The sequence below is a fragment of the Methylovulum miyakonense HT12 genome (genome assembly GCF_000384075.1).
GTDB lineage: Bacteria > Pseudomonadota > Gammaproteobacteria > Methylococcales > Methylomonadaceae > Methylovulum > Methylovulum miyakonense.
Genome location: NZ_KB913025.1, coordinates 3082487 through 3107273, shown reverse-complemented (window position 1 = coordinate 3107273; position 24787 = coordinate 3082487). Strand labels below are relative to the sequence as shown.

28 protein-coding genes are annotated in these 24787 nt (G+C 51.5%); 20 read left to right on the top strand and 8 right to left on the bottom strand.

Annotated elements, in window-relative coordinates; genetic code table 11:
• Positions 1–3 precede the first annotated feature (3 nt).
• From METMI_RS0115330 to METMI_RS0115295, 8 genes are all read left to right on the top strand, one after another.
• On the top strand, positions 4–252 hold the full coding sequence (locus METMI_RS0115330) for an acyl carrier protein (protein WP_019867177.1): 249 nt from the start codon (positions 4–6) through the stop codon (positions 250–252).
• Positions 253–288: 36 nt separating this feature from the next.
• A complete protein-coding gene (locus METMI_RS0115325) occupies positions 289–840 on the top strand; it encodes a COG4648 family protein (protein WP_019867176.1) in 552 nt (183 codons plus the stop codon).
• Complete coding sequence (locus METMI_RS0115320; RefSeq protein WP_019867175.1) at positions 830–2524, top strand: AMP-binding protein; 1695 nt, start codon at positions 830–832, stop codon at positions 2522–2524. The genes METMI_RS0115325 and METMI_RS0115320 overlap by 11 nt, the downstream gene beginning before the upstream one ends.
• A gap of 78 nt (positions 2525–2602) precedes the next feature.
• Positions 2603–3169 (top strand): DUF2845 domain-containing protein, encoded by a 567-nt coding sequence (locus METMI_RS0115315; protein ID WP_232215236.1) that lies wholly within the window; start codon positions 2603–2605, stop codon positions 3167–3169.
• 32 nt (positions 3170–3201) lie between these two features.
• Entirely contained in the window at positions 3202–3957 is a 756-nt protein-coding gene (locus tag METMI_RS0115310) for a glycosyltransferase family 2 protein (RefSeq protein ID WP_019867173.1), read from the top strand.
• Positions 3954–4889 carry an LpxL/LpxP family acyltransferase gene (locus tag METMI_RS0115305; RefSeq protein WP_019867172.1) on the top strand — a complete coding sequence of 312 codons (936 nt, stop codon included), beginning with the start codon at positions 3954–3956 and terminating at the stop codon, positions 4887–4889. The genes METMI_RS0115310 and METMI_RS0115305 overlap by 4 nt, the downstream gene beginning before the upstream one ends.
• Positions 4879–6414, top strand: coding sequence for an HAL/PAL/TAL family ammonia-lyase (locus METMI_RS0115300; RefSeq protein WP_019867171.1), 1536 nt, complete (start codon positions 4879–4881; stop codon positions 6412–6414). Before METMI_RS0115305 ends, METMI_RS0115300 begins: the two co-directional genes overlap by 11 nt.
• Positions 6407–6835 carry an acyl-CoA thioesterase gene (locus METMI_RS0115295; RefSeq protein ID WP_019867170.1) on the top strand — a complete coding sequence of 143 codons (429 nt, stop codon included), beginning with the start codon at positions 6407–6409 and terminating at the stop codon, positions 6833–6835. The genes METMI_RS0115300 and METMI_RS0115295 overlap by 8 nt, the downstream gene beginning before the upstream one ends.
• Before the next feature lie 313 nt (positions 6836–7148).
• On the opposite strand, the gene METMI_RS0115290 is transcribed toward METMI_RS0115295, so the two are convergent.
• On the bottom strand, positions 7149–7601 hold the full coding sequence (locus METMI_RS0115290; protein ID WP_019867169.1) for a beta/gamma crystallin domain-containing protein: 453 nt from the start codon (positions 7599–7601) through the stop codon (positions 7149–7151).
• A 502-nt stretch (positions 7602–8103) separates the two neighbouring features.
• Here METMI_RS0115290 and METMI_RS0115285 point away from each other — a divergent pair.
• The 7 genes from METMI_RS0115285 to METMI_RS0115255 all read left to right on the top strand — a co-directional run bounded on the left by METMI_RS0115285 (position 8104) and on the right by METMI_RS0115255 (position 13299).
• The gene (locus tag METMI_RS0115285) at positions 8104–8352 is read left to right on the top strand and encodes a type II toxin-antitoxin system Phd/YefM family antitoxin (RefSeq protein ID WP_019867168.1); all 249 of its coding nucleotides are present in this window, start codon (positions 8104–8106) and stop codon (positions 8350–8352) included.
• Positions 8336–8737 (top strand): type II toxin-antitoxin system VapC family toxin, encoded by a 402-nt coding sequence (locus METMI_RS0115280; protein WP_019867167.1) that lies wholly within the window; start codon positions 8336–8338, stop codon positions 8735–8737. Before METMI_RS0115285 ends, METMI_RS0115280 begins: the two co-directional genes overlap by 17 nt.
• A 149-nt stretch (positions 8738–8886) precedes the next feature.
• A complete protein-coding gene (locus METMI_RS0115275; RefSeq protein WP_019867166.1) occupies positions 8887–9096 on the top strand; it encodes a type II toxin-antitoxin system VapB family antitoxin in 210 nt (69 codons plus the stop codon).
• Positions 9089–9475, top strand: coding sequence for a type II toxin-antitoxin system VapC family toxin (gene vapC / locus METMI_RS0115270; protein WP_019867165.1), 387 nt, complete (start codon positions 9089–9091; stop codon positions 9473–9475). Before METMI_RS0115275 ends, vapC begins: the two co-directional genes overlap by 8 nt.
• A gap of 22 nt (positions 9476–9497) precedes the next feature.
• On the top strand, positions 9498–10109 hold the full coding sequence (locus METMI_RS0115265; protein ID WP_040573138.1) for an outer membrane lipoprotein carrier protein LolA: 612 nt from the start codon (positions 9498–9500) through the stop codon (positions 10107–10109).
• Positions 10090–12447 carry an MMPL family transporter gene (locus tag METMI_RS0115260; protein WP_232215235.1) on the top strand — a complete coding sequence of 786 codons (2358 nt, stop codon included), beginning with the start codon at positions 10090–10092 and terminating at the stop codon, positions 12445–12447. The genes METMI_RS0115265 and METMI_RS0115260 overlap by 20 nt, the downstream gene beginning before the upstream one ends.
• Positions 12448–12528: 81 nt before the next feature.
• Positions 12529–13299, top strand: a complete 771-nt coding sequence (locus METMI_RS0115255) for a polysaccharide deacetylase family protein (RefSeq protein ID WP_019867162.1) — start codon at positions 12529–12531, stop codon at positions 13297–13299.
• A gap of 128 nt (positions 13300–13427) precedes the next feature.
• Here the strand turns inward: METMI_RS0115255 and METMI_RS0115250 are convergent, their stop codons facing one another.
• A complete protein-coding gene (locus METMI_RS0115250) occupies positions 13428–15314 on the bottom strand; it encodes a hypothetical protein (RefSeq protein ID WP_019867161.1) in 1887 nt (628 codons plus the stop codon).
• A gap of 253 nt (positions 15315–15567) precedes the next feature.
• Here METMI_RS0115250 and METMI_RS0115245 point away from each other — a divergent pair, with 253 nt between their 5' ends.
• Positions 15568–16911: a cytochrome P450 gene (locus tag METMI_RS0115245; protein ID WP_019867160.1), complete on the top strand. Its 1344-nt coding sequence runs from the start codon at positions 15568–15570 to the stop codon at positions 16909–16911.
• An 86-nt stretch (positions 16912–16997) separates the two neighbouring features.
• On the opposite strand, the gene METMI_RS0115240 is transcribed toward METMI_RS0115245, so the two are convergent.
• From METMI_RS0115240 to METMI_RS0115215, 6 genes are all read right to left on the bottom strand, one after another.
• A complete protein-coding gene (locus tag METMI_RS0115240; RefSeq protein WP_019867159.1) occupies positions 16998–17330 on the bottom strand; it encodes a TusE/DsrC/DsvC family sulfur relay protein in 333 nt (110 codons plus the stop codon).
• A complete protein-coding gene (tusB, locus tag METMI_RS0115235; RefSeq protein ID WP_019867158.1) occupies positions 17321–17611 on the bottom strand; it encodes a sulfurtransferase complex subunit TusB in 291 nt (96 codons plus the stop codon). Before tusB ends, METMI_RS0115240 begins: the two co-directional genes overlap by 10 nt.
• Positions 17611–17931, bottom strand: coding sequence for a quaternary ammonium compound efflux SMR transporter SugE (gene sugE / locus METMI_RS0115230; RefSeq protein ID WP_019867157.1), 321 nt, complete (start codon positions 17929–17931; stop codon positions 17611–17613). Before sugE ends, tusB begins: the two co-directional genes overlap by 1 nt.
• 79 nt (positions 17932–18010) lie before the next feature.
• The gene (locus METMI_RS0115225) at positions 18011–18448 is read right to left on the bottom strand and encodes an NUDIX domain-containing protein (protein ID WP_019867156.1); all 438 of its coding nucleotides are present in this window, start codon (positions 18446–18448) and stop codon (positions 18011–18013) included.
• Positions 18449–18866: 418 nt separating this feature from the next.
• Positions 18867–19829 carry a beta-ribofuranosylaminobenzene 5'-phosphate synthase family protein gene (locus METMI_RS0115220; RefSeq protein WP_269634459.1) on the bottom strand — a complete coding sequence of 321 codons (963 nt, stop codon included), beginning with the start codon at positions 19827–19829 and terminating at the stop codon, positions 18867–18869.
• Between the two features lie 36 nt (positions 19830–19865).
• On the bottom strand, positions 19866–20558 hold the full coding sequence (locus tag METMI_RS0115215; protein WP_040573136.1) for an HAD family hydrolase: 693 nt from the start codon (positions 20556–20558) through the stop codon (positions 19866–19868).
• A gap of 201 nt (positions 20559–20759) precedes the next feature.
• Between METMI_RS0115215 and METMI_RS0115210 the strand changes: the two genes are divergently transcribed.
• The 4 genes from METMI_RS0115210 to dapD all read left to right on the top strand — a co-directional run bounded on the left by METMI_RS0115210 (position 20760) and on the right by dapD (position 24725).
• A complete protein-coding gene (locus tag METMI_RS0115210; RefSeq protein ID WP_019867153.1) occupies positions 20760–21608 on the top strand; it encodes a 23S rRNA (adenine(2030)-N(6))-methyltransferase RlmJ in 849 nt (282 codons plus the stop codon).
• 239 nt (positions 21609–21847) lie between these two features.
• Positions 21848–22624 carry a M48 family metallopeptidase gene (locus METMI_RS0115205; RefSeq protein WP_019867152.1) on the top strand — a complete coding sequence of 259 codons (777 nt, stop codon included), beginning with the start codon at positions 21848–21850 and terminating at the stop codon, positions 22622–22624.
• 68 nt (positions 22625–22692) lie between these two features.
• Entirely contained in the window at positions 22693–23895 is a 1203-nt protein-coding gene (dapC, locus tag METMI_RS0115200; RefSeq protein WP_019867151.1) for a succinyldiaminopimelate transaminase, read from the top strand.
• Positions 23896–23906: 11 nt separating this feature from the next.
• The gene (gene dapD, locus METMI_RS0115195; RefSeq protein WP_019867150.1) at positions 23907–24725 is read left to right on the top strand and encodes a 2,3,4,5-tetrahydropyridine-2,6-dicarboxylate N-succinyltransferase; all 819 of its coding nucleotides are present in this window, start codon (positions 23907–23909) and stop codon (positions 24723–24725) included.
• The last annotated feature ends 62 nt before the right edge of the window (positions 24726–24787 follow it).

Genomic DNA, 24787 nt, shown 5'->3' with positions numbered 1-24787 from the left:
CCCATGGACAATCGTGAAGAAATTTTAACCGCCATTAAAACCATCATGGTAGAGATGTTCGAAATAGACGAGGAGGCGATCACGCTGGAAGCCCGCCTGAATGAAGACCTTGATTTTGACAGCATTGATGCCGTCGATATGATCGTCAGGCTTAAGGAAATGACCGGAAAAGCGGTGAAGCCTGAAAACTTTAAATCAACCCGGACGGTTGGCGACGTGGTTGAGGCGGTTTATAAGATGTTGCATGAGTGATGGTATGGGCTTGCACGCCTCTTATAGGCCATTGACATGCACATGATGATAAATGGCCTCATCGGCCTATTGACCATGCTCTACCCGTTTGCCGTCTATTTCGGCACCCAATATTTGGAGCCCTGGAAAATAGCGGCGGTGCTGTTTGTGTTGCTGGGCATCAGGCTGGTTGCCAGCTATTCCGTCAGGCATTGGAGTTGCCCGTTGTTAATCGCGGGTATGGTGTATTGCGGGTTTGCCATCTGGAGCAATGCCTTGCTGACCCTGCGGTTTTACCCGGCCATTGCCAACGCGGCGATGTTGCTGTTGTTTTCAGCTAGCCTGTTGTCATCCCAGAGCTTGATCGAACGGCTGGCCCGGCTCCAACATCCTGATTTGCCTCCGGAAGGCATCCTTTATACGCGGCGGGTGACCTGGGTATGGTGTGGTTTTTTTATCGTCAACGGCGGCATTGCCTTGGCGACGGCGCTTTGGGCCAGTATCGGACTCTGGAGTTTATATAACGGCTTTATCGCCTATCTTTTGATGGGGATTTTGCTGGTCGGGGAATATATCATCAGGATGAAGACTCAGAAACATGTCAAATGAATGGTTAGCCTTGCCAGACATCTTGCTGGCAAGCAAAGGGGCGGCAACCCGGATCGCCTATCATGCCGGGCGTTATTATTATGCCGATGAGTTTTATGCCACAGTAAGCCGCCGGGCCGGCCAGTTGCAAGCCCAACCATCCCGGCGTTATGCCTTATTCACCGAAGACGCCTATCCTTTCGCCGTGCTGTTATTTGCGTTGCTCCATGCGGGCAAGCAGGTCTGGATTGCCGGCAACAACCGCCCTGGCACGGCGCAACAACTCCAAGAACACGGATGCCAGTTAATCGGCGACTGGGATCCCGGTAAAACCGTTGATTATACGTTGGAGGGGGCGGAAGCCCCCGCTTTGCCGTTATCGCCCCTAAGCTTGCAACAGACGCAGTTGGTGATATTCACTTCCGGTTCCACCGGGGAGCCGAAACCGATAGAAAAAAACCTAGGCCAATTCCAGCTTGAGGTCGCCACACTGGAACAACAATGGGGCGCGCTGCTTGGTGATGCGGAAGTGTTGGCAACCGTCAGCCACCAGCATATCTACGGCCTGCTGTTCCGTGTGTTATGGCCGCTGTCCGCAGGCCGATGTTTCCATAGCCCAACTTACCTCAATCCTGAAACGCTGGCCAACGCTGTTCATGATACCGCCTGTTGGGTCGCCAGCCCCGCGCATTTAAAACGCCTGGATCAGGGCTCCCCTTGGCGGAGCATTGCCAAATTAAAAGCCGTGTTCAGTTCGGGCGGCGCTTTGCCTGAAACCGCCAAGCAGCAGATTAAAACGCATGGCGGACAAGAGGTGATTGAAATTTACGGCAGTTCGGAAACGGGCGGGATTGCCTGGCGGCAGCACGACAGCCACTGGCAATTGTTTGACGGCATGTGCCTAAACACCACGGATGGCAATTGGCAATTGCATTCGCCTTACCTGCAAAGCCATTCTTTCCAACTGGATGACCAGCTTAGTTTGCAAGCCGACGGGCGGTTCATCCTGCACGGGCGTGTGGACCGTATCGTTAAGATAGAAGAAAAACGCCTGTCCTTATCGGAACTGGAGCGGCGTCTAGTTGACATGCCTTGGATAGCCGAAGCCTTTACCCTAACCCTGGTAAAAAGCCGGGATGTGGTGGCCGCCGCCGTGGTGCTGAATGAAGCCGGTTTGGAATATTTGAAAAACGAAGGCCGGAACGCCTTGGTCAGGCAGACGCGCAGCCATCTGAACCAATGGTTTGATACCGTGGTGTTGCCAAGAAAATGGCTGATGCTAAACACCATGCCGTTGACGGCATTAGGCAAAATTGACCAACCGCTGCTAACAGCGCTGCTGGACACCAACCAGCAAAAGTTACCGCAAGTGCAAAATATTTGCATAACCCCCGGCAGCGTGGAACTGCTGCTCAGGGTGCCTGAAGAATTGGTTTATTTCCCCGACCATTTCGCCGGATACCCGATCCTGCCAGGGGTGGTACAACTGGCTTGGGTGGAGCATTTCGGCAAACTCTTTTTCGCCCTTGATAAATTATCCATGCCTTTTTCACAGATGGAAGTTGTGAAATTTACAAAGACTATCCATCCCGGCGATGAATTGACATTATCACTCAACTGGAAGGCCATATCTGGAAAGTTATATTTTAATTTCAGTTCGGGCGTGGCGGCATATAGTTCGGGGCGGATGATCTATGGGAAATAACAAAGGCCACCCGAATGGTACCTTCAAAAAAACAAATAGATCGCGGTTACACAATGAATTTTTAATACTTAAGGATATATGATGAATATGTTTTTTCGCTACCTCATGGTTGTTATTACCCTATTTGCAACTGCTGGGTGCTCCAAAAGACTCGATGAAACCTCGCTGCCCACCTATATCAGAATCAATGATGTTTACTACACACAAATGTCATTGCAGTTTGAAAATGGCGAGTATTTGACCACCAATTATCGCCGCGGCGTTCTACTGCCCATTAATACTCAAGTCATATTGCAGGAGATAACTGACGACGAAATTTTGTTGGAAATACTCTCCTCACACGCAAAATTACGCATCGAAAATGTGCAAAAGCATACTGGCGACACCACAACACAAGCTTTCCCTAAACTGTTAGCTAAAAATAAAGTTGATCTGTCCAGTTTTTCGGAGTTGGAAAGGGAAAAAATAAATGCAGGGCAAGTCGCTAATGGCATGCGGAAAAAAGCGGTGATTGCGGCAATAGGCTATCCACCCATCACAGAAACACTAACGCTGGAATCTAACCAATGGACATACTGGAGTTCAAGATTTAACAGATTTATTGTTTATTTTGAAAATGACCGCGTAACTCGGATTCAGGATTAATTCCCCGTTGAATGGTCAAGAGGCTTTTAGGAATGCTTGAACATAAATATGCTATGAAACCCTGCATCATCATCCCCGTTTATAACCACGAGCATGCCATTGCCCAAGTCATCGCCAACATCAAGGGTTACGGTATCCCTTGCCTGCTGGTGAATGACGGCAGTTCGGCCGCGTGTTCGGCGGTGCTGGAAGCCTGCGCCCGACAGGAAGCGGGGTGGCTCACGCTAATCAACCGGGCGGAAAACGGCGGCAAAGGCGCGGCGGTTATCGACGGTTTTAACGCCGCCCTAGAGCTGGGCTATACCCATGCGCTACAAATTGACGCCGATGGCCAGCATAACACCGATGATATTCCGCGCTTTCTTGACATCGGCAAGCTGCATCCGAAGGCGATGATTTTAGGCCAGCCGGTTTTTGATGCATCCGTCCCCAAAAACCGCCTGTACGGGCGGCGGGTGACGAATGTCTGGATAGCGATCAACACGTGGTCTTCAGCCATTGCCGACGGGATGTGCGGCTTCCGGCTGTATCCCTTGGCTGCCGTAGACCAATTAATCAGCACGACGCAGATCGGACGGGGCATGGATTTTGATATCGACATCGTCGTGCGCCTGTACTGGCAAGGCGTCGAGGCCATCAATATGCCGACAGCGGTGCGCTACCCATTGGATGGTGTGTCCCATTTCCGGCTTTGGCAGGATAATGTCAAAATTTCCAAAATCCATGCCCGTTTGTTTTTTGCGATGCTGCCACGCATCCCGCAACTTATCCTAAGACGCTGGCGATGAAAGGGCCTAAACATTGGGCGCAAATGGAAGAACGCAGCGTCATCTGGGGGATGCGTCTTTTGTTGCGTGTCTATTTGCTGTTCGGGCGCACGGTTTTGCAAGTGTTTTTATATCCGGTCGTGATTTATTACTGGCTGCTTAACCGCCCTGCCCGGCTTGCCAGCCAGGCGTATTTGGATAGGTTGGCGCAGTTCGTCCCAGACTTAACATTGCATGGCAGCCTGCTCTGGAGCGTCCGCCATTTCATCAGTTTTGCCAACGCCATCATTGACAAACTCGCCGCCTGGTCGGGCGCGTTATCGCGGGACGATGTGCGGTATTTTGGACGGGAAGCACTGGTCGCCCGGCTCCGGCTAGGCCAGGGCGTGGTGTTGCTGGGCTCGCATCTCGGGAACCTTGAAGTGTGCCGGGTCATCGCCGACTTCGATAAAACGCTACGGATTAATGTTTTAGTCCACACTAAACATGCCGAAAAATTCAACCGCCTGTTAAACCAGACCAGTGACAACAGCCGCTTAAACCTGATCCAAGTCACTGAAATCACTGCCGCCACGGCGATGCTGCTCAACGATAAAATTGACGCGGGTGAACTGGTCATTATCGCCGCCGACCGGACTCCGGTGGGCGGCCAGCAACGGGTCAGCAAAGCCGGGTTCCTGGGTACCGAAGCCTTGTTCCCCCAAGGCCCGTTCATCCTGGCGGCGTTGCTGAAATGCCCGGTCTATACGGTGTTCTGTCTCAAACAACAAGGCAAGCATGTCATTTATTTCGACCACTTCAGCGAACTGCTGGACATCCCCAGAAAAACCCGCGAGCAGGCCATGCAGCAAATCATCCAATGCTATGCGGAACGCTTGCAGGCTTACTGTTTAAAAGAGCCGCTGCAATGGTTCAATTTTTTCGATTTTTGGCGTGCGGGGAATGATGACTGACAAAAAATCCATCGTCTTCAATGGCCTGCCGTTAAGCATTGAAGACATCTGCCTGATCGCCGCACGGCAAGCCGAAATTGGGCTCAGCACACACGAAGGCTTCGTCACGCGCATTGATAAAGGCGCGGCATTCGTTGACACGCTGTTGAAGGAACAAGGCTTCGTCTATGGCGTGACCACGGGCTTCGGCGATTCCTGCACCGTATCCGTGCCGCTGCATTTGGTTGAAGAACTGCCCCGGAACTTATACACCTTCCACGGCTGCGGCTTAGGCCAGCATTTCGATGCCCAGCAAACCCGCGCCATTTTGGCTACCCGTTTGACCAGCCTGGCGCGCGGATTTTCCGGCGTGCGTTACCAACTCCTGCAGCAGATAACAACCCTACTGGAACAAGATATCCTGCCCTTGATACCCCAAGAAGGTTCAGTGGGCGCAAGCGGCGATTTGACCCCGCTGTCTTATCTGGCGGCGGCGCTGTCTGGGGAACGGGAAGTTTGGTATCAAGGCGAGCGGCGAACAACGCAGGCGGTTTTTGCCCAATTAAACATCGCACCGCTGGCCTTAAAACCCAAAGAAGGCTTGGCGATCATGAACGGCACGGCGGCGATGACGGGCATCGCCTGCCTTGCTTACCAACGCGCCGGATACCTGTCGCAACTGTGCACCCGCATCACCAGCTTGGCCTCCGTTGCCTTACAAGGCAACGCCTACCATTTTGATGAAAAGCTGTTTTCGGTCAAACCCCATCCCGGACAAAATTGCGTCGCCGGACGCATACGCGCAGATTTGCAAGTCACCGGAAGTGCGCCGCGCAACGACACCCGTTTGCAAGACCGTTATTCGCTACGCTGTGCGCCGCATGTCATCGGGGTGCTGGAAGACTCGCTGCCATGGCTGCGGCAATTTATCGAAACTGAACTGAACAGCGCCAACGACAACCCGATCATCGACGCCGAAGGTGAACATGTGCTGCATGGCGGGCATTTTTACGGCGGCCATATCGCTTTTGCCATGGACAGCCTGAAAACCGCCGTCGCCAACCTCGCCGACTTGATGGACAGGCAAATGGCGCAACTGATGGATCCTAAATTCAACCACGGCCTGCCCGCCAATCTGTCCGGCGCCGATGCCGAACAGCGCATGGTCAACCACGGTTTCAAAGCCCTGCAAATCGCCGTGTCCGCTTGGACTGCCGAAGCGCTGAAATTGACCATGCCCGCCAGCGTGTTTTCCCGCTCGACCGAATGCCACAATCAGGACAAAGTCAGCATGGGCACGATAGCGGCCAGGGATTGCATCCGCATACTGGAACTGGCCGAACAGGTCGCGGCGGCAGTGTTGTTCGCCGTGGTGCAAGGCGTGGAATTGCGGGGTAACGTCGGGTATTTAAGCCCGGCATTGCAACAAACGCTGGATTGGGTGCGCCAGATCAGCCCGTTTTTAAACACCGACCGGGCGTTGGAACAGGAATTGCGGGCGTGTTTGGTGTTGATCCGGCAACAATACTGGCCATTATATGACTAACCCCATCCATCAAACTTCAATCGACCTGCAAATCCCCTTTCACGATGTCGATATGATGGAAGTGGTCTGGCATGGGCATTATGCAAAATACTTTGAAATTGCCCGTTGTGCGGTGTTGGAAAAAATAGGCTACAACTACCCGCAAATGCGTGATTCCGGCTATGCGTGGCCCGTGATTGACCTCAATATGCGCTATATAAAACCGGTGGTGTTCGGGCAGGCCATTACCGTGGAAGCGGCTATCGTAGAATGGGAAAACCGACTAAAAATCAATTACCTGGCTACTGATAAAAACACGGGCGTAAGGTTGACCAAAGGCCATAGCATCCAGGTTGCCGTGGACATGCGGACAAAAGAGATGTGCTTTGAATCGCCTAAGGTTTTGTTCGAAAAGCTGGGGATATTGGCTGCTGGGGCATGAATGCGTACGGATGATAGCCAAATGACGGAAACCGCCCATACAAACTCAAAGCCGATAGCGGGATGGGATTTGTAAGCCATGCCGTTAAGTTAACAAATTAAATAATAAAATCAATGCGTTATGAAATTTCGTAGGTTGGGTTAGCGATAGCGTAACCCAATGCTTGCCGTTCGGATGCTGATTATTTATATATTTTCCATAACTTAACGGTATTGGGTTTGTAACCCGTTCCAACCTAAGGGAATACGCACTCTGGCTGGTGGACGACGGATGTCCGTCATTTGACGGAACCCGTGTCCACTCAAGCCCAAGCTTATTGATTGCACTCGACTTTCAAGGATTTTATTTTATGATGGAAATTAAAATCGCTAAGGTCATGGATCACCGAATTAGGCCTAAAAATCAGTTCTGAATCCTCCAGCACATCCTTTTCCGTCAGCCCCAAGGAACGGAGCAAATCGGGGTATTTTGCCATTTCTTTTAGCGTCAGCTTGAAATTGGTGTTCTCAAAAACCGTCACCGTAGCCTTTGGGCCGACTTTAAGGCTATCAATACGTGACGCCCAATTTTCGCCTTGGACATTGGTTAAATTTTCCAGCTGGACAGACCCTTCGAGACGGAAATGTTCGCCGCCATACTGGCTTTCCTGAAAAAATTCAGCCCAGCAATCTTTATCCTTGGCATAACTGGTTGATACCGACCCCAATAGCGCTACTGCCATAGCCACTGTTTTAAAGGTGCGGGATACTAATTGTGTTGGGTTCATTGATACTCTCCTTCTTATTGTTATTCATTGGATTTACTAAGGTGCTTAGTAAATGGTATTTCAACGGTCACCCGGAGAAAATTCAAACTCAAATCTGAATTGGGGCTGCTATCCATTGCTTCAAGCACAATATGGATAAGCATGATAGCTAAATAGTTTCTACCCCTTAAGCAATGGGCATGCAAGCACTATTATAGAAATCATAGCGTATGTGAATTTTCCACTGATGTGGGGCGCCCGCCTTTTAAAAAGCTGGGGGTTTTGATGGAAAGCTGTCCGCAACCAATGGCGACCATCATTTCCCGGTTCTTCAGCAACTGTAATTCGATAATTCAACCATGTAAAAGCTAGGGTGAGTGTGCGACCCCCAATATTTTGGCCTCGAAATGTCGGGTTAACGATAAAGCCGCTTATATCTCTACACGGTAATGACATTTTTGGTACGCAGTGGGCGCCCTACTTGTTATAATGTACATAAATTTTGTACATATTTAGAGTAGCCATGACCTCAGTAATCAACATCACCGAATTACGTCAGCACTTGCCCGATTATCTTAAACAAGTCCAACAAGGCGAAGAAATTGCCATTACCTCGCATGGCAAAACCATTGCCCGTATCGTGCCGGATCGCCAAGATGACGAACGCGATGCCGCGTTAAAACGCTTGGCGGCTCTACGCGGCAAAATGCTTGTCGGCGATATTCTTAGCCCCCTGGATGAGGAATGGACGGGCGATGCTGACCATTTGTGATACCCATATTTTATTATTTTGGGCTGACGATCCCAGCCGCTTATCCACGCCTGCGTCGGCGGCGCTAGACTTAGGGATTCAATCAGCAACGCTCGCTTGTTCTGACATCAGCCTTTGGGAAATCGCTATGCTTTATACGCGGGGACGTATCAATAACCGAGCGGGTGTCAGTCCGACCGCTTATATGCAGGATATTTTGACGGGCATGGCAATGACCGTGTTGCCGATTACGGCAGAAATAGCCGAATTATCGCAAGGTGCTATATTTAGCCACGGCGATCCGGCGGACAGGCTTATCGCCGCTACGGCACTTGCCCATCGTGCCGCACTGATTACCGCTGACGAAAAGCTTCGCGTTATCCCCAGCCTTCGCTGTATTTGGTAACTTAGCATGTCGAGGTAAGTGTGCGAACGCCGGCATTTTTGGTTTCGAATATTGGGTTTATGATGACGGTATCTGTGGCAAGAGCTGAACCTGAGGCCTACCCAACTATGATTTATCTTTGTTAAAAAACTATTTTTAAGAGATGCGCCATGCAAACAACCGTAACCTTTGATGATCAGCAGTTAAAAAACCTAATGCTTTACACCCATACTAACAATGAATCCGAAGCTATCTATAAAGCTGTCCAAGCCTATTTGCAGCAGGCAAAACAACGGCAAGATTTATTAGCATTGCGTGGACAAGTGGATATTGAAGATAACTGGCAAGCGTTGCGCGAATTGGACATCACTAATGACTGATCGCTTGGTTTTAGTCGATACTTGCGCCTGGATTGATTTTTTACGTTACCAGGAAGGTGAACTAGGAAATCAAGTTGCTGTTTTAATAGAAAATAATCAAGTTGCTATCACAGGCGTGATTATTACCGAATTGCTGCAAGGTATTAAGACTGAAAAACAGCAACAGCAAATTAATTTTTTGACCGATTCTGTCACCTCTTTCCCTACGCAGGAAATCGATTGGATAAATGCCGGAGTGTTATTGCAAAACCTTAGAAGCAGGGGGATAACCTTGCCTTTGACTGATGCGTTAATTGCCGTTATCGCCCAGCGCCATCAAGTAAAAGTATTGACGGTTGATAAACATTTTCACCATTTAGCGGTTGGATTGTATGTTTAAAACCGCTTTGTTCCAGAGTTGTATGGGATTACGCTTTCGCTTTTTCGTGTTTATTTTGTTAAATGCGTTATTACTGTTTTCTCTGTCGTTAGGTCAAAGCCACGCCGCCGATGCATTAGCCAGCATCACCGCACGTCTAGTAAAAACACCAATAACCCAAGGCGATTTCCAACAAGAAAAACGCCTGAAAATCCTACGCAAACCATTAATCTCGACAGGCACGTTCACCTACCATCAAAGCCAAGGCGTGATTTGGAAAACGTTGACGCCTATGCCTTCATTGTTGTTGGTCAATGACACCCGTCTGCTGACCGGGCAAGGCGAGCAGGCGGTTCCGGCGGCGTTTGGCAAGGTGTTCAAGGCCATGCTGGGCGGGGATTTAAAGCAATTGTCCGAAGGCTTTGACATCGCTGCGGAAGACCAAAAAACCGCGTGGCGATTGCGGCTTATTCCTAAAGACGAATTGCTCAAAAAAATCATCGGCACAATGCTGCTGACTGGCGACACCGAGCTACGTTTATTGGAGCTACAGGAAACCAGCGGCAACCTGACGCGCATCCAGTTTGTGAATATCACCCATCCCGACCACCTAAACCCTGGACAGCAAGCTGATTTTGAACGCCTATCACCCTAAAATAACCACATGGCTTTGGCTGCTGATGATGTTGGTCATCGGCGTGCTGGGCAGCCGGACATTGGCCAAAGACTGGCTGGAAACCGGATTTTTGGCGTTGTTGCCGGTCACCGAGCAACAACCGGAAATTGCCCAAGCCATCCAACAGCATAACGCGCAGCTCAACCGGAAAGTGATCTGGCTAACGGGGGCGGCAAGCTCCCAAGCGGCGATTGCCCAGGCGCGGCAGCTTAAACAGCAATTGCAGCAAAGCCAGTTGTTCAGCAAGCTGTTGCTGGAATTGCCGCAACAACAAATCAGCCAACAGTACCGGCAATTATTCCCCTACCGTTATCAGTTACTGGATGCCCGGACGCGGCTTACGCTGGAGAAAAATCCCCAAAACTTGCTGGCGCAAAATCTGGAAACGCTGTATAGCCCGATGGGACAGATGATGGCGGCAGATTTGGAGCATGACCCGTTGTTACTCTTCAGCCGCTATTTTAACGCCCAACATCCGCTCAAGCTGACGGTGGAACAAGGCATAGTGATCCTGCATGACGCAGACAAATTCTGGGCGTTGTTGCTGGGCGATTTGGCAGATGCACATTTGCAGCTGGATAAGCTGGAGACCTTGCTGGCCTTGGTCAACAGCGCCACCACCCAAGTACAGGCGGCAGGCGGTGAATTGATGGTCACGGGGATGCCGCTGTTCACCGCCCAAGGTTCGGATTCCGCCAAACAGGAAATTTCAACGGTCGGTGTCGGCTCCAGCGTGGGCGTTATCATCTTGCTGTTGCTGACTTTCCGCAGCTTGCGGCCTTTGTTGTTGTCGTCCTTGGCTATAGGCTGCGGTTTGTTGGCGGCGTGGGTCGTGAGCGTGTTGGTGTTCGGCAAAATCCACATCATCACCCTGGTGTTCGGCGCCAGTTTGATCGGGGTCGCTGACGATTACGCGCTGCACTTTGTCTGCGACAGCTTCGGCGCCAAAAACTGGCGGCCGCGTGAGGGGCTGAAATACATTTTTCCAGGGCTGGCCATCGGCTTACTGACCAATCTGCTCAGTTATGCGGGTCTGGTGTTTTCCCCTTTCCCAGGTTTGCAAGAAGTCGCACTATTTTCAGCGGTGGGATTGTTGGTGGCTTGGTTGACGGTGGTGTTGCTGTTCCCGTTATTGTTGACCGGTTTTGATCCCGGACATGAACCGGCCATCCTAAAAATCGCCAATTACTGGCAACAACGCTGGCCTATCTGGCTGCTAAAAAACCGCCGCTGGTTGGTTCCGGTGTTGCTGGTTTTTATCGCGGGCGGGCTCTGGCAGCTTAAGCCCCGCGATGACGTGCGCCTGTTGCAATCGGCCCCCGCCGAATTATTGGCGACCGCCAATAAAATCAAGCAATTATTGCCGGTGAGCCAGGAGAACCAGTTTTTTCTGGTGTCTGGGCATGACCCGCAGGAGTGGCACCACAACGAACAGCAGTTGCTCCAGCGTTTACACGCATTAACGCAACGGCATCAATTGATGCAATACCAAGGGCTTAGCGACTACTGGCCTGACGCACAAGACCAGCAGCTGAATTACCAACGGCTGGACACCACCTTGTACCAGTCCGGCCTGGCCCAGCGGTATATGGTGGGGCTGGGCTTTAGCACACAAGCCATTGACGCAGAAATAAAACAGTTTGCAGAGGCAAAAGGCCGCTCGATTTCTTTGCCAGAATGGCTAAAAACCGCCGATGAGGAAAAACAGCAATTATGGCTAGGTTGCGATGCTAGCCGTTGTTTAAGCCGGGTGACCTTGACCGGAACCACTGACTTATCCGAGTTATCCGGTTTGCAAAACCTGCAAGGCGTCACTTGGGTAGACCAGGTCGGGCAATTGTCCTCGTTGTTCGAACGTTATCGGCTCAGCATCAGCGCCTTATTGATCGCCGCGTATTTGTTGGTGTTTGGCGGTCTGGGGCTAAAATTTGGTTGGCACAACGCGGTGAAAATAACGTCGGTGCCTGTGGTGGCGGCATTGGTTGCCTTGGCGATGCTGGGCTGGTGCAACCAATTGTTTAGCCTGTTCAATTTATTCGCGTTGTTGCTGGTGCTGGGCATAGGCGTTGATGACGCCATTTTCTTTTTCATGGCGGACGCGGCCGGACCGCCTGAAACGGATGGTGAGGACCGGCGCGCCAGCACCTCGTTGGCGGTGACGCTATCCGCCTTGACGACCTTGCTGGCGTTTGGCTTATTGGCGCTGAGTTCCACCGAAGTTGTCCATGCTTTCGGGTTTACCGTCGCTTCGGGTATCTTAACGGCGTTGCTGTGTTCGCCGCTGGTTGGGCATCGGGTTCGGGATTTGCGGGCCTAACTCGACTTCCTGGGCCTATAGGATTTTTATATCGGTATAATGGCGTGGACACGCTGCTTTCCCAGACCCGCAACACAGTAAATGACTTTCAAATCGACCCGCATCAGTTTTATTATCGCCATCAGCCTGACAGGCTTGTCACATTGGTTTTTCGGCATCAGCCTAGGCTGGCTGGCCTTGCCTAGCGCCATTTATCTGGCCTTGATCATTTATGGTTCGTCAGTTATCCAAGCCAATTTTTTTACCCACGCCTATTGTTCCTCGGCCCACCCGGAAAAAGCCATCGCCCTATCGTTTGACGATGGCCCCAACCGCGAATATACCCCGCAAGTGTTATCGGCATTGGCGCAATACCAAGCGCCCGCCACTTTTTTTGTCATCGGCAAAAACATCCAAGGTAATGAAAGCATTTTGCGGCAAATAGATGCCGCCGGGCATAGCATTGGCAACCACAGCTACACGCACGCTTTTTTTATGGATTTTAAAAGCTTGCAAGGCTTTAAGGACGAACTCAAGCAAACCGCCGAGGCGGTTTTCAAAGTCATCGGCAAACGTATGAAATTGTTCCGCCCGCCTTACGGGGTGACCACGCCTAACCTTGCCAAAGCCTCGATGCTATTGGACTACCGCGTGGTAGGTTGGAGTGTCCGCCCGTTCGACACCAGCGCCGACAACGCACAAACCATATTCCAACGCGTCCAAAGGCAAATCAAACCTGGCGCCATCATCCTGTTTCATGACACTTCGGACAAAACTGTCCAAGCCTTAAAACAAACGCTACATTTTGCCCAGGAAAATGGCTATAAGATTGTCAGTGTGGAGCAGCTTTTGCAGATTAAAGCTTATGAATAAGTGGTGACAGGTAAAGATGAGGCAAAGGCGGCTGTCCGCAGGACGGGGCTTGTAGCCCCATCCCCAACGTTCCAACTAGGCTTATAGGCAAGCCACAGAATAATTGAACGGTAAAGCCCCAACCAATCTTAATGCAGCTTGGCCAAAAATGCCGGGTCAATCCGGCAGCCGCCAATTTCAGGATGGTCCAGCACATCCTGCTCAAAATCGCGGTAGGCGGGGAGCTGGAAGGCGATACGGTTGATTTTTCCGCCGGAGAATTCAAACTCCATCGCGCCACCTTTAGCCCGCGGGCTATTTTCCTGGGTGGTAAACAACAAAATGCCCACATTGCCAGCCTGTTGCCCAGGCAGGACACGCGCGCAACTCAGTTCGTTGAAGGCCAGCCCGGAAAAAACCTGCGCTAGCTGGTGCGCACTGACAACCAAGCCTTCGCCAGGGATAGGGATAAGGGCGGGGGCTGCCGGTGCCGCCACCGGCCCTGCAGCGACTGGTATGGTCTGGCCGGGAGTTGTTACGGGTGCGGTGGCAACAGGTGCAGGCTGCAATAACTTTTCCAAACCAAAATCACCTAAATGGTTTTGCAGCAGCACGGTGCCGTCACCGTTTTTCGCCGTGTTCAACAAAGGATATATCTGGCTTTCCATTTCCGCCTTGTTGGGGTTTTTAAGCACGGCGACCCACTGCCGTTCTATGGATTTGAGCGGCATAAAAAACTGTTCCTTTTTCTGGCTGGTATCGCCCATTTGCGCCCAATCGGCGTCTGTATTGACGGGCAAGCCCATGATTTTCATCACTGCGTAATCATCCGCGGCAAGGCAGTTGCCAAAATTTTTGCTGCGGTAACTTTGCAGGGCCTTTGCGCTAATCTCATCACCCGACACTTTTTGCGCAGTGATGTTGTAGTTTTTCCAGTCGCTATTATTAGCCAGGAAGTAATAAATAAAAGCGTTACGGTCAAATTTATTGAAGCCCAGATCTTTCATAACCAGCTTCAATTTACGGCAGTTGTTTTGGACATCGTCGTAATTGCCCCAATCCGGTTTTAGATTGGGTTTTTCAGGATGTTTCGACTGTTCGATCAATTGCTGCAAATTGATGTCACCAGTCGCCGATTTTACCGGCGAGTAACTGATTTCATTCAGGGACAAGTCACGCGCATCAGGTATGCCGTTCGTTTGGGTCTTGAGCAGCAAAGACGGGGTGATTTCAGGGTAAATCCTTAATTCGCCCAGCGGCTTGGGATCGGAACCCATGATATTGACCCCGCCTTCGGCGACCGCATAGACCTTGAACACCGTCTCATTCAGCGTGCCGCCCTTATCCGAATACCTGACCATTGCAGGCAAGGAATGGGACTCCGTGCTATGGGTGGCTGAAGGCGCCGTGGCCTGGGCTTGTTGGTTGTTATTTAGCCATTGCCCGGCAAACTGCCCCATCACAGCGACGCCCATGCCCACGCCGGTAAACGCCAACAAACTGCTGGCCGCCGTGGCTTTGTTGACCAACCCGGCCACATCCACGTCGCTATCGGCACTGGAGTAAAAACTGTAGTCGACTTGGGTTTCCTTGCCGGAATCCAGCCGCATCCAGGGTGTCAGGTTAAGCTTTTTGGCATCGAACTTGAAATTACATTGGCCGGCCGCCGTCTGGTACGAAAAACCGGCGGCTTCGTTATTAAATTTGAGGCTGTTATTGCGGACGGTGTAAATAAGCGCGGAAGACGAGTCATTTTTGCCATAAGACGGCACGATGCTGCCGCAACCGCTTTTTAAGGCACTGTCACTTTTAAAATCAAATTCTGAAATCAGGCGGACATAATAATCATCGCCATCAATGCCCTGAAAACCGGGCAAAGCCTGGAAAGGATGCGCTTTGGTGGTTTGTGCGGACTGGGCGCCGTTGGCTTCTGCAGTTGGGTAATCAATGGCGACTTGCCGGGTTTGGGCGCATCCTGCCAACACGGCACTGGCCAATAGACTAAATTTTAAAAATGGGGTGTAACGAATCGTCATGTTTTACCTTGTTCCGTAAGTTTTGCGGCCACTGTATCTTTATAATAGGCGCCCTTTTAAATCGCTTTGTGGATTCTGGGCAAGTGCATAGTTTGACATCAACAAACACTTCGTTCAACTTCGGTGGCTTTTCAAGGACAAGCGCCTATCAATTGGCGCCCTATCCGTAGCAAAAACACTATTTTATTGAAAATATTACCAAATCTCCGTTTTATAACGGCTTATCATTTTACCTTTAACGCAAGAGCAGCAAATGAGTGGATTCATCCCGCCTTATCCGACCCGGCACCCAAAATCCCTTGGGCCTTTGGACACCATCAAACATCTACGCCACAACCTTTTATCCATCTGGCCTGAAAAGGCGTTCAGCCGTCAATTTATAACGATAAAAATCATCAGCCGCCAGATATTCATCGCCAACTGCCCTGACGCGGTGCGGCATGTGCTGGTGACGAAGCAGGCCAATTATGAAAAAAAACTGCCTTTGCTGCGGAAAACCTTGGCCCCTTTGCTTGGCGATGGCTTATTCCTCAGTGATGGCGGGACGTGGCATAAACATAGCCAACTCGAAAAGCCTTTGTTTGGCCCGGAACAAATTGCCCAATTCAGCGAGGTGATGGCCAAAACCACCCGACAATGGGCGGAACGTTGGGCTTCCTTACCCCCCCAAAGCACATTGCCCGTGCTGGAGGAAATGCAAGGCTTAAGCGCGACGATACTTTGCCGCATCTTATTCGGCGAACGTTTTAGCGACCAACAAGTTTCGCAACTGACCAAAGCCATCGCCACCTACCAGAGCGCCATTGAAGACATAGATCTTACCGCCTTTTTCGGCTTGCCAAGCTGGATACCCAGTTTTGGCGGCAACAAACCAGCGAAAGCCGTAAAAACCTTACACGACCTTATCGGCGCGGCCATTAACGCAAGCTCCCCGGAAGACCCCACCTTGGTGGGGCACTTTTTACGGTTAGCGGACGGGAACCTCGACCATCAGCAAATCCGTAATGAAACCATCACTTTTTTTTTAGCGGGATACGAAAGCGCCGCCAACACCCTGGCCTGGGCCTGGTATCTGATCGCACAAGCCCCTGATGTCCGGCAACGCCTGCATCAGGAACTGGACACCGCCCTGGACGCAGGGACTGTGGCTCTCCAGGACTTGCCAAAATTGCCCTATACCCGCGCCATTGTCGAAGAAACCATGCGCCTATATCCGCCCTTCCCGATGTTAATCCGTGAAGTTAGCGCCGACGACACTATCCGTGGCCGCCCTATTCCAGCTGGTTCGGTGATGTTGATCGTGCCGTGGTTATTGCATCGGCATACCGCTTATTGGGACAATCCCGACCATTTCATGCCGGAACGGTTTTTGGAGGATGCGCCAACTAAGCATGACCCATTCACGTACCTGCCTTTTAGCCTAGGCGCCAGGGAGTGTATCGCGAAATATTTGGGTACGGTGGAAACGACCTTATGCCTGGCCTTGCTAGCGCGGCAGTTCCATTTGCAAACCACCCCAGGCCAAATAGCCAATCCCATCTGCCGCCTGATGCTACGGCCTGACAATGATATGCCCATGGAATTAGTGAAAAGGTAAAATTGGTGGGCTAAACGTCATGAAGCAGGCGCATGGGCGCTGTAACTTAAGCCCAATCAGATTTTGAGGTCTTTATCGCCCATGCCCTACAAGCAAGTGGGCGGCTTAGGCAGGCCCGCCAACTTGCAGGTGTATTTCAACGGCCCGTCAGGAAACAATTTTAGCAAATAACGGCTATTGCCCTTGTCTTCCCCTAACGTTTTAGCTATGGCTTTGACGAACACCCGCGCATTCGGCAAGTGCTTATACTGCTGGTAATAATTGCGCATAAACCAGATGAGTTCCCAATGCGCATCCGTTAGCCGGATATGATTGGCCTCCGCCAGACAAATGGCGGCCTTCTCGTTCCAGTCTTCCAGGTTGGCCAAAAAACCTTGTCCTGTGGTTGCCAACACCTCGCCGTCAACCATCAAGACCATGATTGGACCGTTGTGTTTTTAACCGTCAATGCAACCAGCCCGGCATAATCCAGCACGACCAAACCGGCAACCAGATCCTCTTCGGCGATGCCGCGCACTTTTATGTCATCGGCCAATACGAACAACTGGCAAGACGCTGCCAAAGCGTTTAGATGGCCTGCCCAGCGGCTTTTTTTTAACAGGCCCAACACCGCGCTATCGAGAAAAACCACATCATCCCCCGCAGCCAAGCGTTCCAACACGGCAATATCGGGGGGGGAATGAAAAATCAAATGTAACATCAAACGGTGTCCGTCAATTTCAAGCCAATAATGCCAACGATAACCAACAGGATGGAGACCAAACGCAGCCAGTCCGCCGATTCCTTAAATAACACGATACCCAAAATCGCCACACCCACTGCGCCTATCCCCGTCCACACGGCATAAGCCGTGCCTATCGGCAAGGTTTTGATCGCCAACGTCAGCAAGTAAAAACTGACCGCGCCCGAAGCCGCCGTCAACAGGCTAGGCCAAAGCCGGGTAAAGCCCTCGTTGTATTTCAGGCTTATCGCAAAGACGATTTCCACCCCACCGGCCAAAAAAAGCAACAACCACGCCACAAAAACCCCTTTTTATTATTAACAAGGGGGCATTTTACAACAGTATGCACATTTGTTGGGGATGACGTAGGCTATCCGCTTAAAACCGCAACGGCGTGACCTGCCCGGTCGTCAGATAATATTGGTAATCCGCCAATACCAAAGCATGGTCAAATGCCAATTCGCTGGTCAGATTGTCAAAAGTGAAAATGCCGCTGTTTTTGGCGTCGTCACCTGCTTTAGGTGTGCCATTGGCTTCGGCAATGTAAACGGCAGTCACCGTGTGGTTGCGGGTGTCGCGTTTGGGGTCGGAATATAAGCCTAACAACACTTTGAGGGTGACATCCAAACCCGTTTCTTCCTGGGCCTCACGGATCGCCGCCTGCTCGATGGTTTCCCCGACATCGACAAAACCACCCGGCAATGCCCAGCCATACGGCGGGTTGGCGCGTTCAATCAGCACAAAAGGACGGTTAGGCAAGTCGATAAGCTCGATTAAAATATCGGCGGCCAATAACGGCGTGACAGGCTTATACATAGGATTCCTGAGATAAGATAACGTAATAAACCGGTGATTTTACCCTTTAGCTACGGCAAAGGTAAAACCACAGCCGGAAAACCAATGGCTTTCCGATGGCCCGCTACAAATCCCAGGCAATAAAAAAGGCGTTCTATCCGAGAAAATAGAACGCCAGGATGGCACCAAACACAGGCGAACGTGACGGTAAAGCATTTGTTACTTTGGTAACAGCACTATTGATGCCATATAATTAAAGTCATTTAATTACAATAGGTTAACTATTTAACCGCGTTATTTTCAAAATAACCCTTTCTATAAATTGCCTCATTAAGGTTCAATTTTTGACACAAAACCGCTCGTTTTGGTTGTTTTTGGTGCATCCATCAAACACCACCGTTTCAATCCGCCAATATTCCGGGGCTAAACCGCTAGTTACCTAAAAAGCAAGCACTTCCCCACCGCTATTTCTGGCACTGGCGGTCACCATCGTCAATTTTTCAAAATGCGCAAACCGTCCACGCCCTTCTTGGACAAGCGCTTCGGCCAATGCCGGGCTTTTCACCGCACAAAAACCGGTAGGCCCCCAAGAAGTTTGGCCAATCGCGACCGCGCCTTGCTGCGCCAACCACGCCATCACTTCGGCGACTTCCGTGCTCGTGAACACACCGCCTTGCGCGGGGGCAAAATGTTCGCCCACCGACCGTTGCAATTCAGTGATCACCTCGCCAAACTTTTCCAACTCCTGCTCCGCAACGGCGGGCAAGCCTTGCATGAGCAACAGATAGCATAAGCGGGCGGCTTCCAATGCCGAAAACGGCGGTAACTGGCTGAACGCCTGGATTTCCTGCAAACCGTGCAAGCCTTGGCCGCGCTTATCAAACACCAAAATAAAACGCCAATCGTCAGGGATGTCCATGTGCACCAAAACGGGTGGCGTGATGCTTTTTTCACCGCGCCCGCCATCGACCACCAAACCGCCCTGCTCGAAAATGCCGATGCCGATACCGGAACGCAACCCCCTTTCCGTCACGGCGGCAATCTCCCGCACCGATAAACCTAGGCCATAAATGGCATTTAATGCCGAACCTATCGCCAACGCCATTTGCGTGCCTGAGCCCAAACCGACATGCTCCGGTATCGCCGATTCAATTCTGATACTGAGCAGGTCAGGGACTTTCAAAGCTTGGCAAAGCATCGTCAAGCACAGCTCCGCGCGTTCGGACGAAGGCCCTACAATGGCGCGTGAGGTGGCGGGCATTGCCGACAAGCGGGTGCTGATTTCATTCAGGGCAATACCGATACTGCCAAAATTGCGCCCCAAGGAACCGCTTAAATCAAAAAAGCCCATATGCAAACGGGCGGGGGCGATAACGGAAACTTTAGAATATTTAGCTTTCAAAATTGAGGGCATAGAAAGTAGTGCGTAATGGCGAAATTATACCTGATTGCGGTGGGGATAGGGGAACTCGGAGCGGATAGTTGCCAGCAAAGCATGCAAATCAGGCAGCAGCAAATCACATAATGCCGCCGCTTGCGGATCGGTTGGGCTTACCGAAGGGACCAACACCGAAAACGCCCCGGCCTTTTGCGCGGCAATGATACCGGTCAGCGAATCCTCCAGCACCAGGCATTGCCGGATGGGGGTTTGCAGCAAAGTGGCCGCCTGCAAAAACACATCCGGCTCAGGTTTGCCGGCCACCACATCATCACGGGTGACTTGCCGCAAAAAGACCCCGCTAAGGCCAGACAACGCCAGGCATTCCCTAACATTGGCCGCACGGCTATTGGTCGCCAAGGCAAACGGGATGCCCTGCCCATTCAGATAACGCAACAATTCCCGTACCCCCGGCTTTACAGGGATGCCGAAAGCATTGGCACTAGCCCGCCAACACGCACCCGCCTGTTGGTTGAACGCCTGCAAATCGAAATCCGCCCCGCAAACCGCCAGCAATTTAGCCTCCACGTCTTGATAGTGCAGACCGGACAAAGATTGGCAGAAACTTTCCGATAAGCCATACCCCATCGCCTCGGCCGCATGCCGCCAGGCAAGGGTGTAAGTGCTTTCCGTGTCCAACACCAAGCCGTCCAAGTCAAAGATGACGGCTGAGAAAAAAGGGCGGGCGGGCATATTATGATAACAAGGCAGTAATTTTTGATGGGACGCCCCATAATAACGTAAACACAAGCCAATGGGGCGGCAAAGATGCCCTGGACAAGTCCTTTTTAGTGCTGCATGAATATTTAGGGCTGTTGTGGTGCCGGTTGTTCTAAAATACCCGGTACCACAACCTTTATTGCCTTAACCACCACACCTACCTTTTATCGCCGCATGCTCAGTTATCGCCATTCCTTCCACGCAGGCAATTTTGCCGACGTCTTAAAACACACGGTCCTCGTACAAATCCTCCGTTACCTTGGCCAAAAAGACAAAGCTTTTTGCTACATCGACACCCATGCGGGGCCAGGCGATTATGCGCTGGATAGTGACTATGCCTTAAAAAACCGTGAGTTTGACAATGGTATCGGCCGCTTATGGGGACGTGATGATTTGCCCGCCAATGTTGCCGACTACGTGCAATTGGCCAAACAATTCAATGCGGCAGGACAGCCCGCCCGCTATCCGGGCTCACCCTGGTTTGCAAAATCATTGTTGCGCCCACAAGACCGTTTGTTTTTATATGAACTGCATCCGACAGAACAAAAAATCCTGCAAAAATTCGCCGGTAAAGACAAGCGGATCACAGTCTTGCATGATGACGGCTTAAAACACGCCAACGGCCTATTGCCGCCGAAGGAACGCCGGGGACTGGTCTTAATCGACCCGTCTTATGAACTCAAAAGCGATTATGAGTTGGTCATAGAAACACTGGTGAAAATGCATAAGCGTTTTGCCACCGGGACTTACGCGCTATGGTATCCGGTGGTCAACCGCGGGCGCAACCAGTCTATGGAACGGGTGCTGCAACGTAGCGGCATCGCCAATATGCACCTGTTTGAATTGGGCATCCAAAAAGATTCCGAAGCACCGGGGATGACCGCCTGTGGCATGATTGTCATCAACCCGCCGTGGACATTACCCACAGAAATGGCGCACACCTTACCTTGGCTCGCGGATACGTTAGGTATTGAAGGGGCCGGGTTTTACCGTTTACAGGCCTTGTTCAGTGGCGGCATTTGAATAATGGCGCATTTATGCGCCTTTGCTTTAAGGGATAGCTAAACTGAACCGCCACTAGATACCGCCACGACCCCGGGGAATATCCAGGCGCCTTAAAGCCACGCTATCCTGCCCACAACAAGCGCCGTATCCCCCAAATGGCGCTTCACCGCCATCCTAAACCCAAAGCACATTTTTAAACTTCCGGTAACAACTTACGTTAAAATGGCGGCTTTATTTATCACTGGCCGTTTTAGATTATGTTGAAAAAAAATCTCCTCGTTTTACTGGCTGCTAGCCTGTTAAGCGCCTGCGTGACCAGTCCTACAGGCAGAAGCCAATTCATTTTTATGCCTGAAGCACAAATTGACCAAATGGGCCTACAGACCTTTAGCGCCTTAAAAACCCAAAAACCGATCAGCCGCAACCCCCAGTACAATAAGCTCACCCATTGCATCGCCAACGCCATCACCGGGCAAACGGGCGGCAAATGGGAAGTGGTCGTTTTTCAAGACAAATCATCCAACGCCTTTGCCTTACCCGGCAATAAAATCGGCGTGTACACAGGCCTGATCCAAATGGTCGGCGGCAACCAGGACCAATTGGCCGCCGTTATCGGCCATGAAGTCGGCCATGTCTTAGCCAGGCATAGCAATGAACGGGCATCGCAACAAATGGCCGTCCAACAAGGCATGGGCATCATCAGCCAAACAACTTTAGGGCAAAACCCAGCCACCTTGGGGCTACTGGGCCTCGGCGCCCAATATGGCGTATTGATGCCATTCAGCCGCACCCAGGAAAGCGAAGCGGATGTGATCGGCCAAGAACTCATGTCGAAAGCCGGCTTCGACCCCAGACAAAGCATTGTCTTATGGCAAAAAATGGAACAGGCGTCACAAGGCCAGCAACCTGTTGAATTCATGTCCACCCACCCTAGCCACGCCACGCGCATCCAAGAACTGGAACAGCGCATGCCGCAAGCCATGGCATTGTTCCAGCAAGCCCAAGCGGCAGGCAGGCGTCCGCATTGCAATTAACCTGAAAATCACCGTGGCCTCCGATAGATAACGGGTGCCACGTACCTTCTATGCCTTAGTTCCAACCCATGAACCCAAACTTACACTACCTGCACCCTTACCCGTTTGAGAAATTGGCAAAACTTAAACAAGGCATAACGCCGCCGCCTGACAAAGCCCACATTGCCCTGTCCATTGGCGAACCGACCCATCCGACACCGCACTTCATCCAAGAAACCTTACTGGCCCACATCCAAGGCTTGGGTGTTTACCCGACCACCAAAGGCATACTGGAACTGCGCATGGCGATTGCCGGGTGGTTGTCCAAACGCTTCCAAATCCCTGCGGATGCGCTAAACCCTGACACCCAGATCCTGCCTGTCAGCGGAACCCGCGAAGCCTTGTTTTCCTTTGCCCAATGCGTGGTTGACGCCAGCGGTAACGAAAAACCCGTGGTCGTCATGCCCAACCCGTTTTACCAGATTTACGAAGGCGCGGCGTTACTGGCGGGAGCGGAACCGTATTTTGTCAACACCACCGAAGCCACTGGCTATTTGCCAGATTTTGACAGCGTACCGGAAGCTATCTGGCAACGATGCCAACTGCTGTATATCTGCTCGCCAGGAAACCCTAGCGGTGCGGTGATGAACCAAGCTGACCACGAAAAACTGCTGGGCCTTGCAGACAAATATGATTTCATCATCGCTTCCGATGAATGCTACAGCGAATTGTATGACGATGAAACCCAACCACCCGTGGGCTTGCTGGAAACCGCTTACCGTATGGGCAATAGCGCGTTCAAACGTTGCGTGGTGTTCCATAGCCTGTCCAAACGCTCCAACGCGCCAGGAATGCGTTCCGGTTTTGTCGCGGGGGATGCCAAGGTTTTGCAACACTATTTCCAATACCGCACTTACCAAGGCTGCGCAATGCCGCTACCCACCCAACACGCCAGCATCAAAGCTTGGCAGGACGAGCGGCATGTGTTTGAAAACCGCCGTTTGTACCGTGATAAATTCGCGGCGTTCATCACTATCCTATCCGAAGCCTGCGTGGTCAACAAACCACCTGCGAGCTTCTATGTCTGGCTGAAAACACCGATAGATGACTGTGAATTTGCCCAACAGCTGTTCGCTCATGAAAACTTGACTGTCCTGCCCGGCAGCTACCTGTCCCGCGAATTTAACGGCATCAACCCAGGCAAAAACCATATTAGGATCGCCCTGGTCGCACCACTGGACGAATGCATAAAATCCGCCCACCGCATTAAAAATTTCCTCAACACCTTATAAATAGAAAAACCATGACATCATTAGAAAATATCATCAACACCGCTTTTGAAAACCGCGCAGACATCACCCCGGCCAACGCCACCCCCGAAGTGCGCGGAGCCGTCGCCGAGGTATTGGGCTTGCTGGACAACGGCACCTTGCGCGTAGCAGAAAAGATCGACGGTGACTGGGTCACGCACCAATGGTTGAAAAAAGCCGTGCTGCTGTCCTTCCGCATCAACGAAAACCGTCTGATGGACGGCGGCAACACCCGTTATTACGATAAGGTCGAATGCAAATTCTCGACTTACAGTGAAGACGATTTTGCCAAAGCCGGTGTGCGCGTCGTCCCTAACGCCGTCGCCCGTCGCGGTTCCTACATCGCCCCCGGCGCGATCCTGATGCCTTCTTACGTCAACATCGGCGCGTATGTGGACAGCGGCACGATGGTCGACACCTGGGTGACGGTCGGTTCCTGTGCGCAAATCGGCAAGAACGTGCATTTATCCGGCGGCGTGGGCATCGGTGGCGTGTTGGAGCCACTGCAAGCCAACCCGACCATCATCGGCGACAACTGCTTCATCGGCGCACGTTCTGAGATTGTTGAAGGCGTGATTGTTGAAGATGGCTGCGTGATTTCAATGGGCGTGTACATCGGCCAAAGCACCAAAATTTTCAACCGCATGACGGGCGAGATCAGCTACGGGCGTATCCCTGCGGGTTCCGTGGTCGTATCCGGCAACCTGCCTTCTGCCGACGGCAGCTATAGCTTGTATTGCGCGGTGATTATCAAGCAGGTCGATGAAAAAACCCGTAGCAAAACCGGCATCAATGAATTGCTCCGTGATTAATATCGGGTTTGTGATACGTTTTTAGGCCATGGTGTGCAATCCCAGGTTTGCACACCATGGCA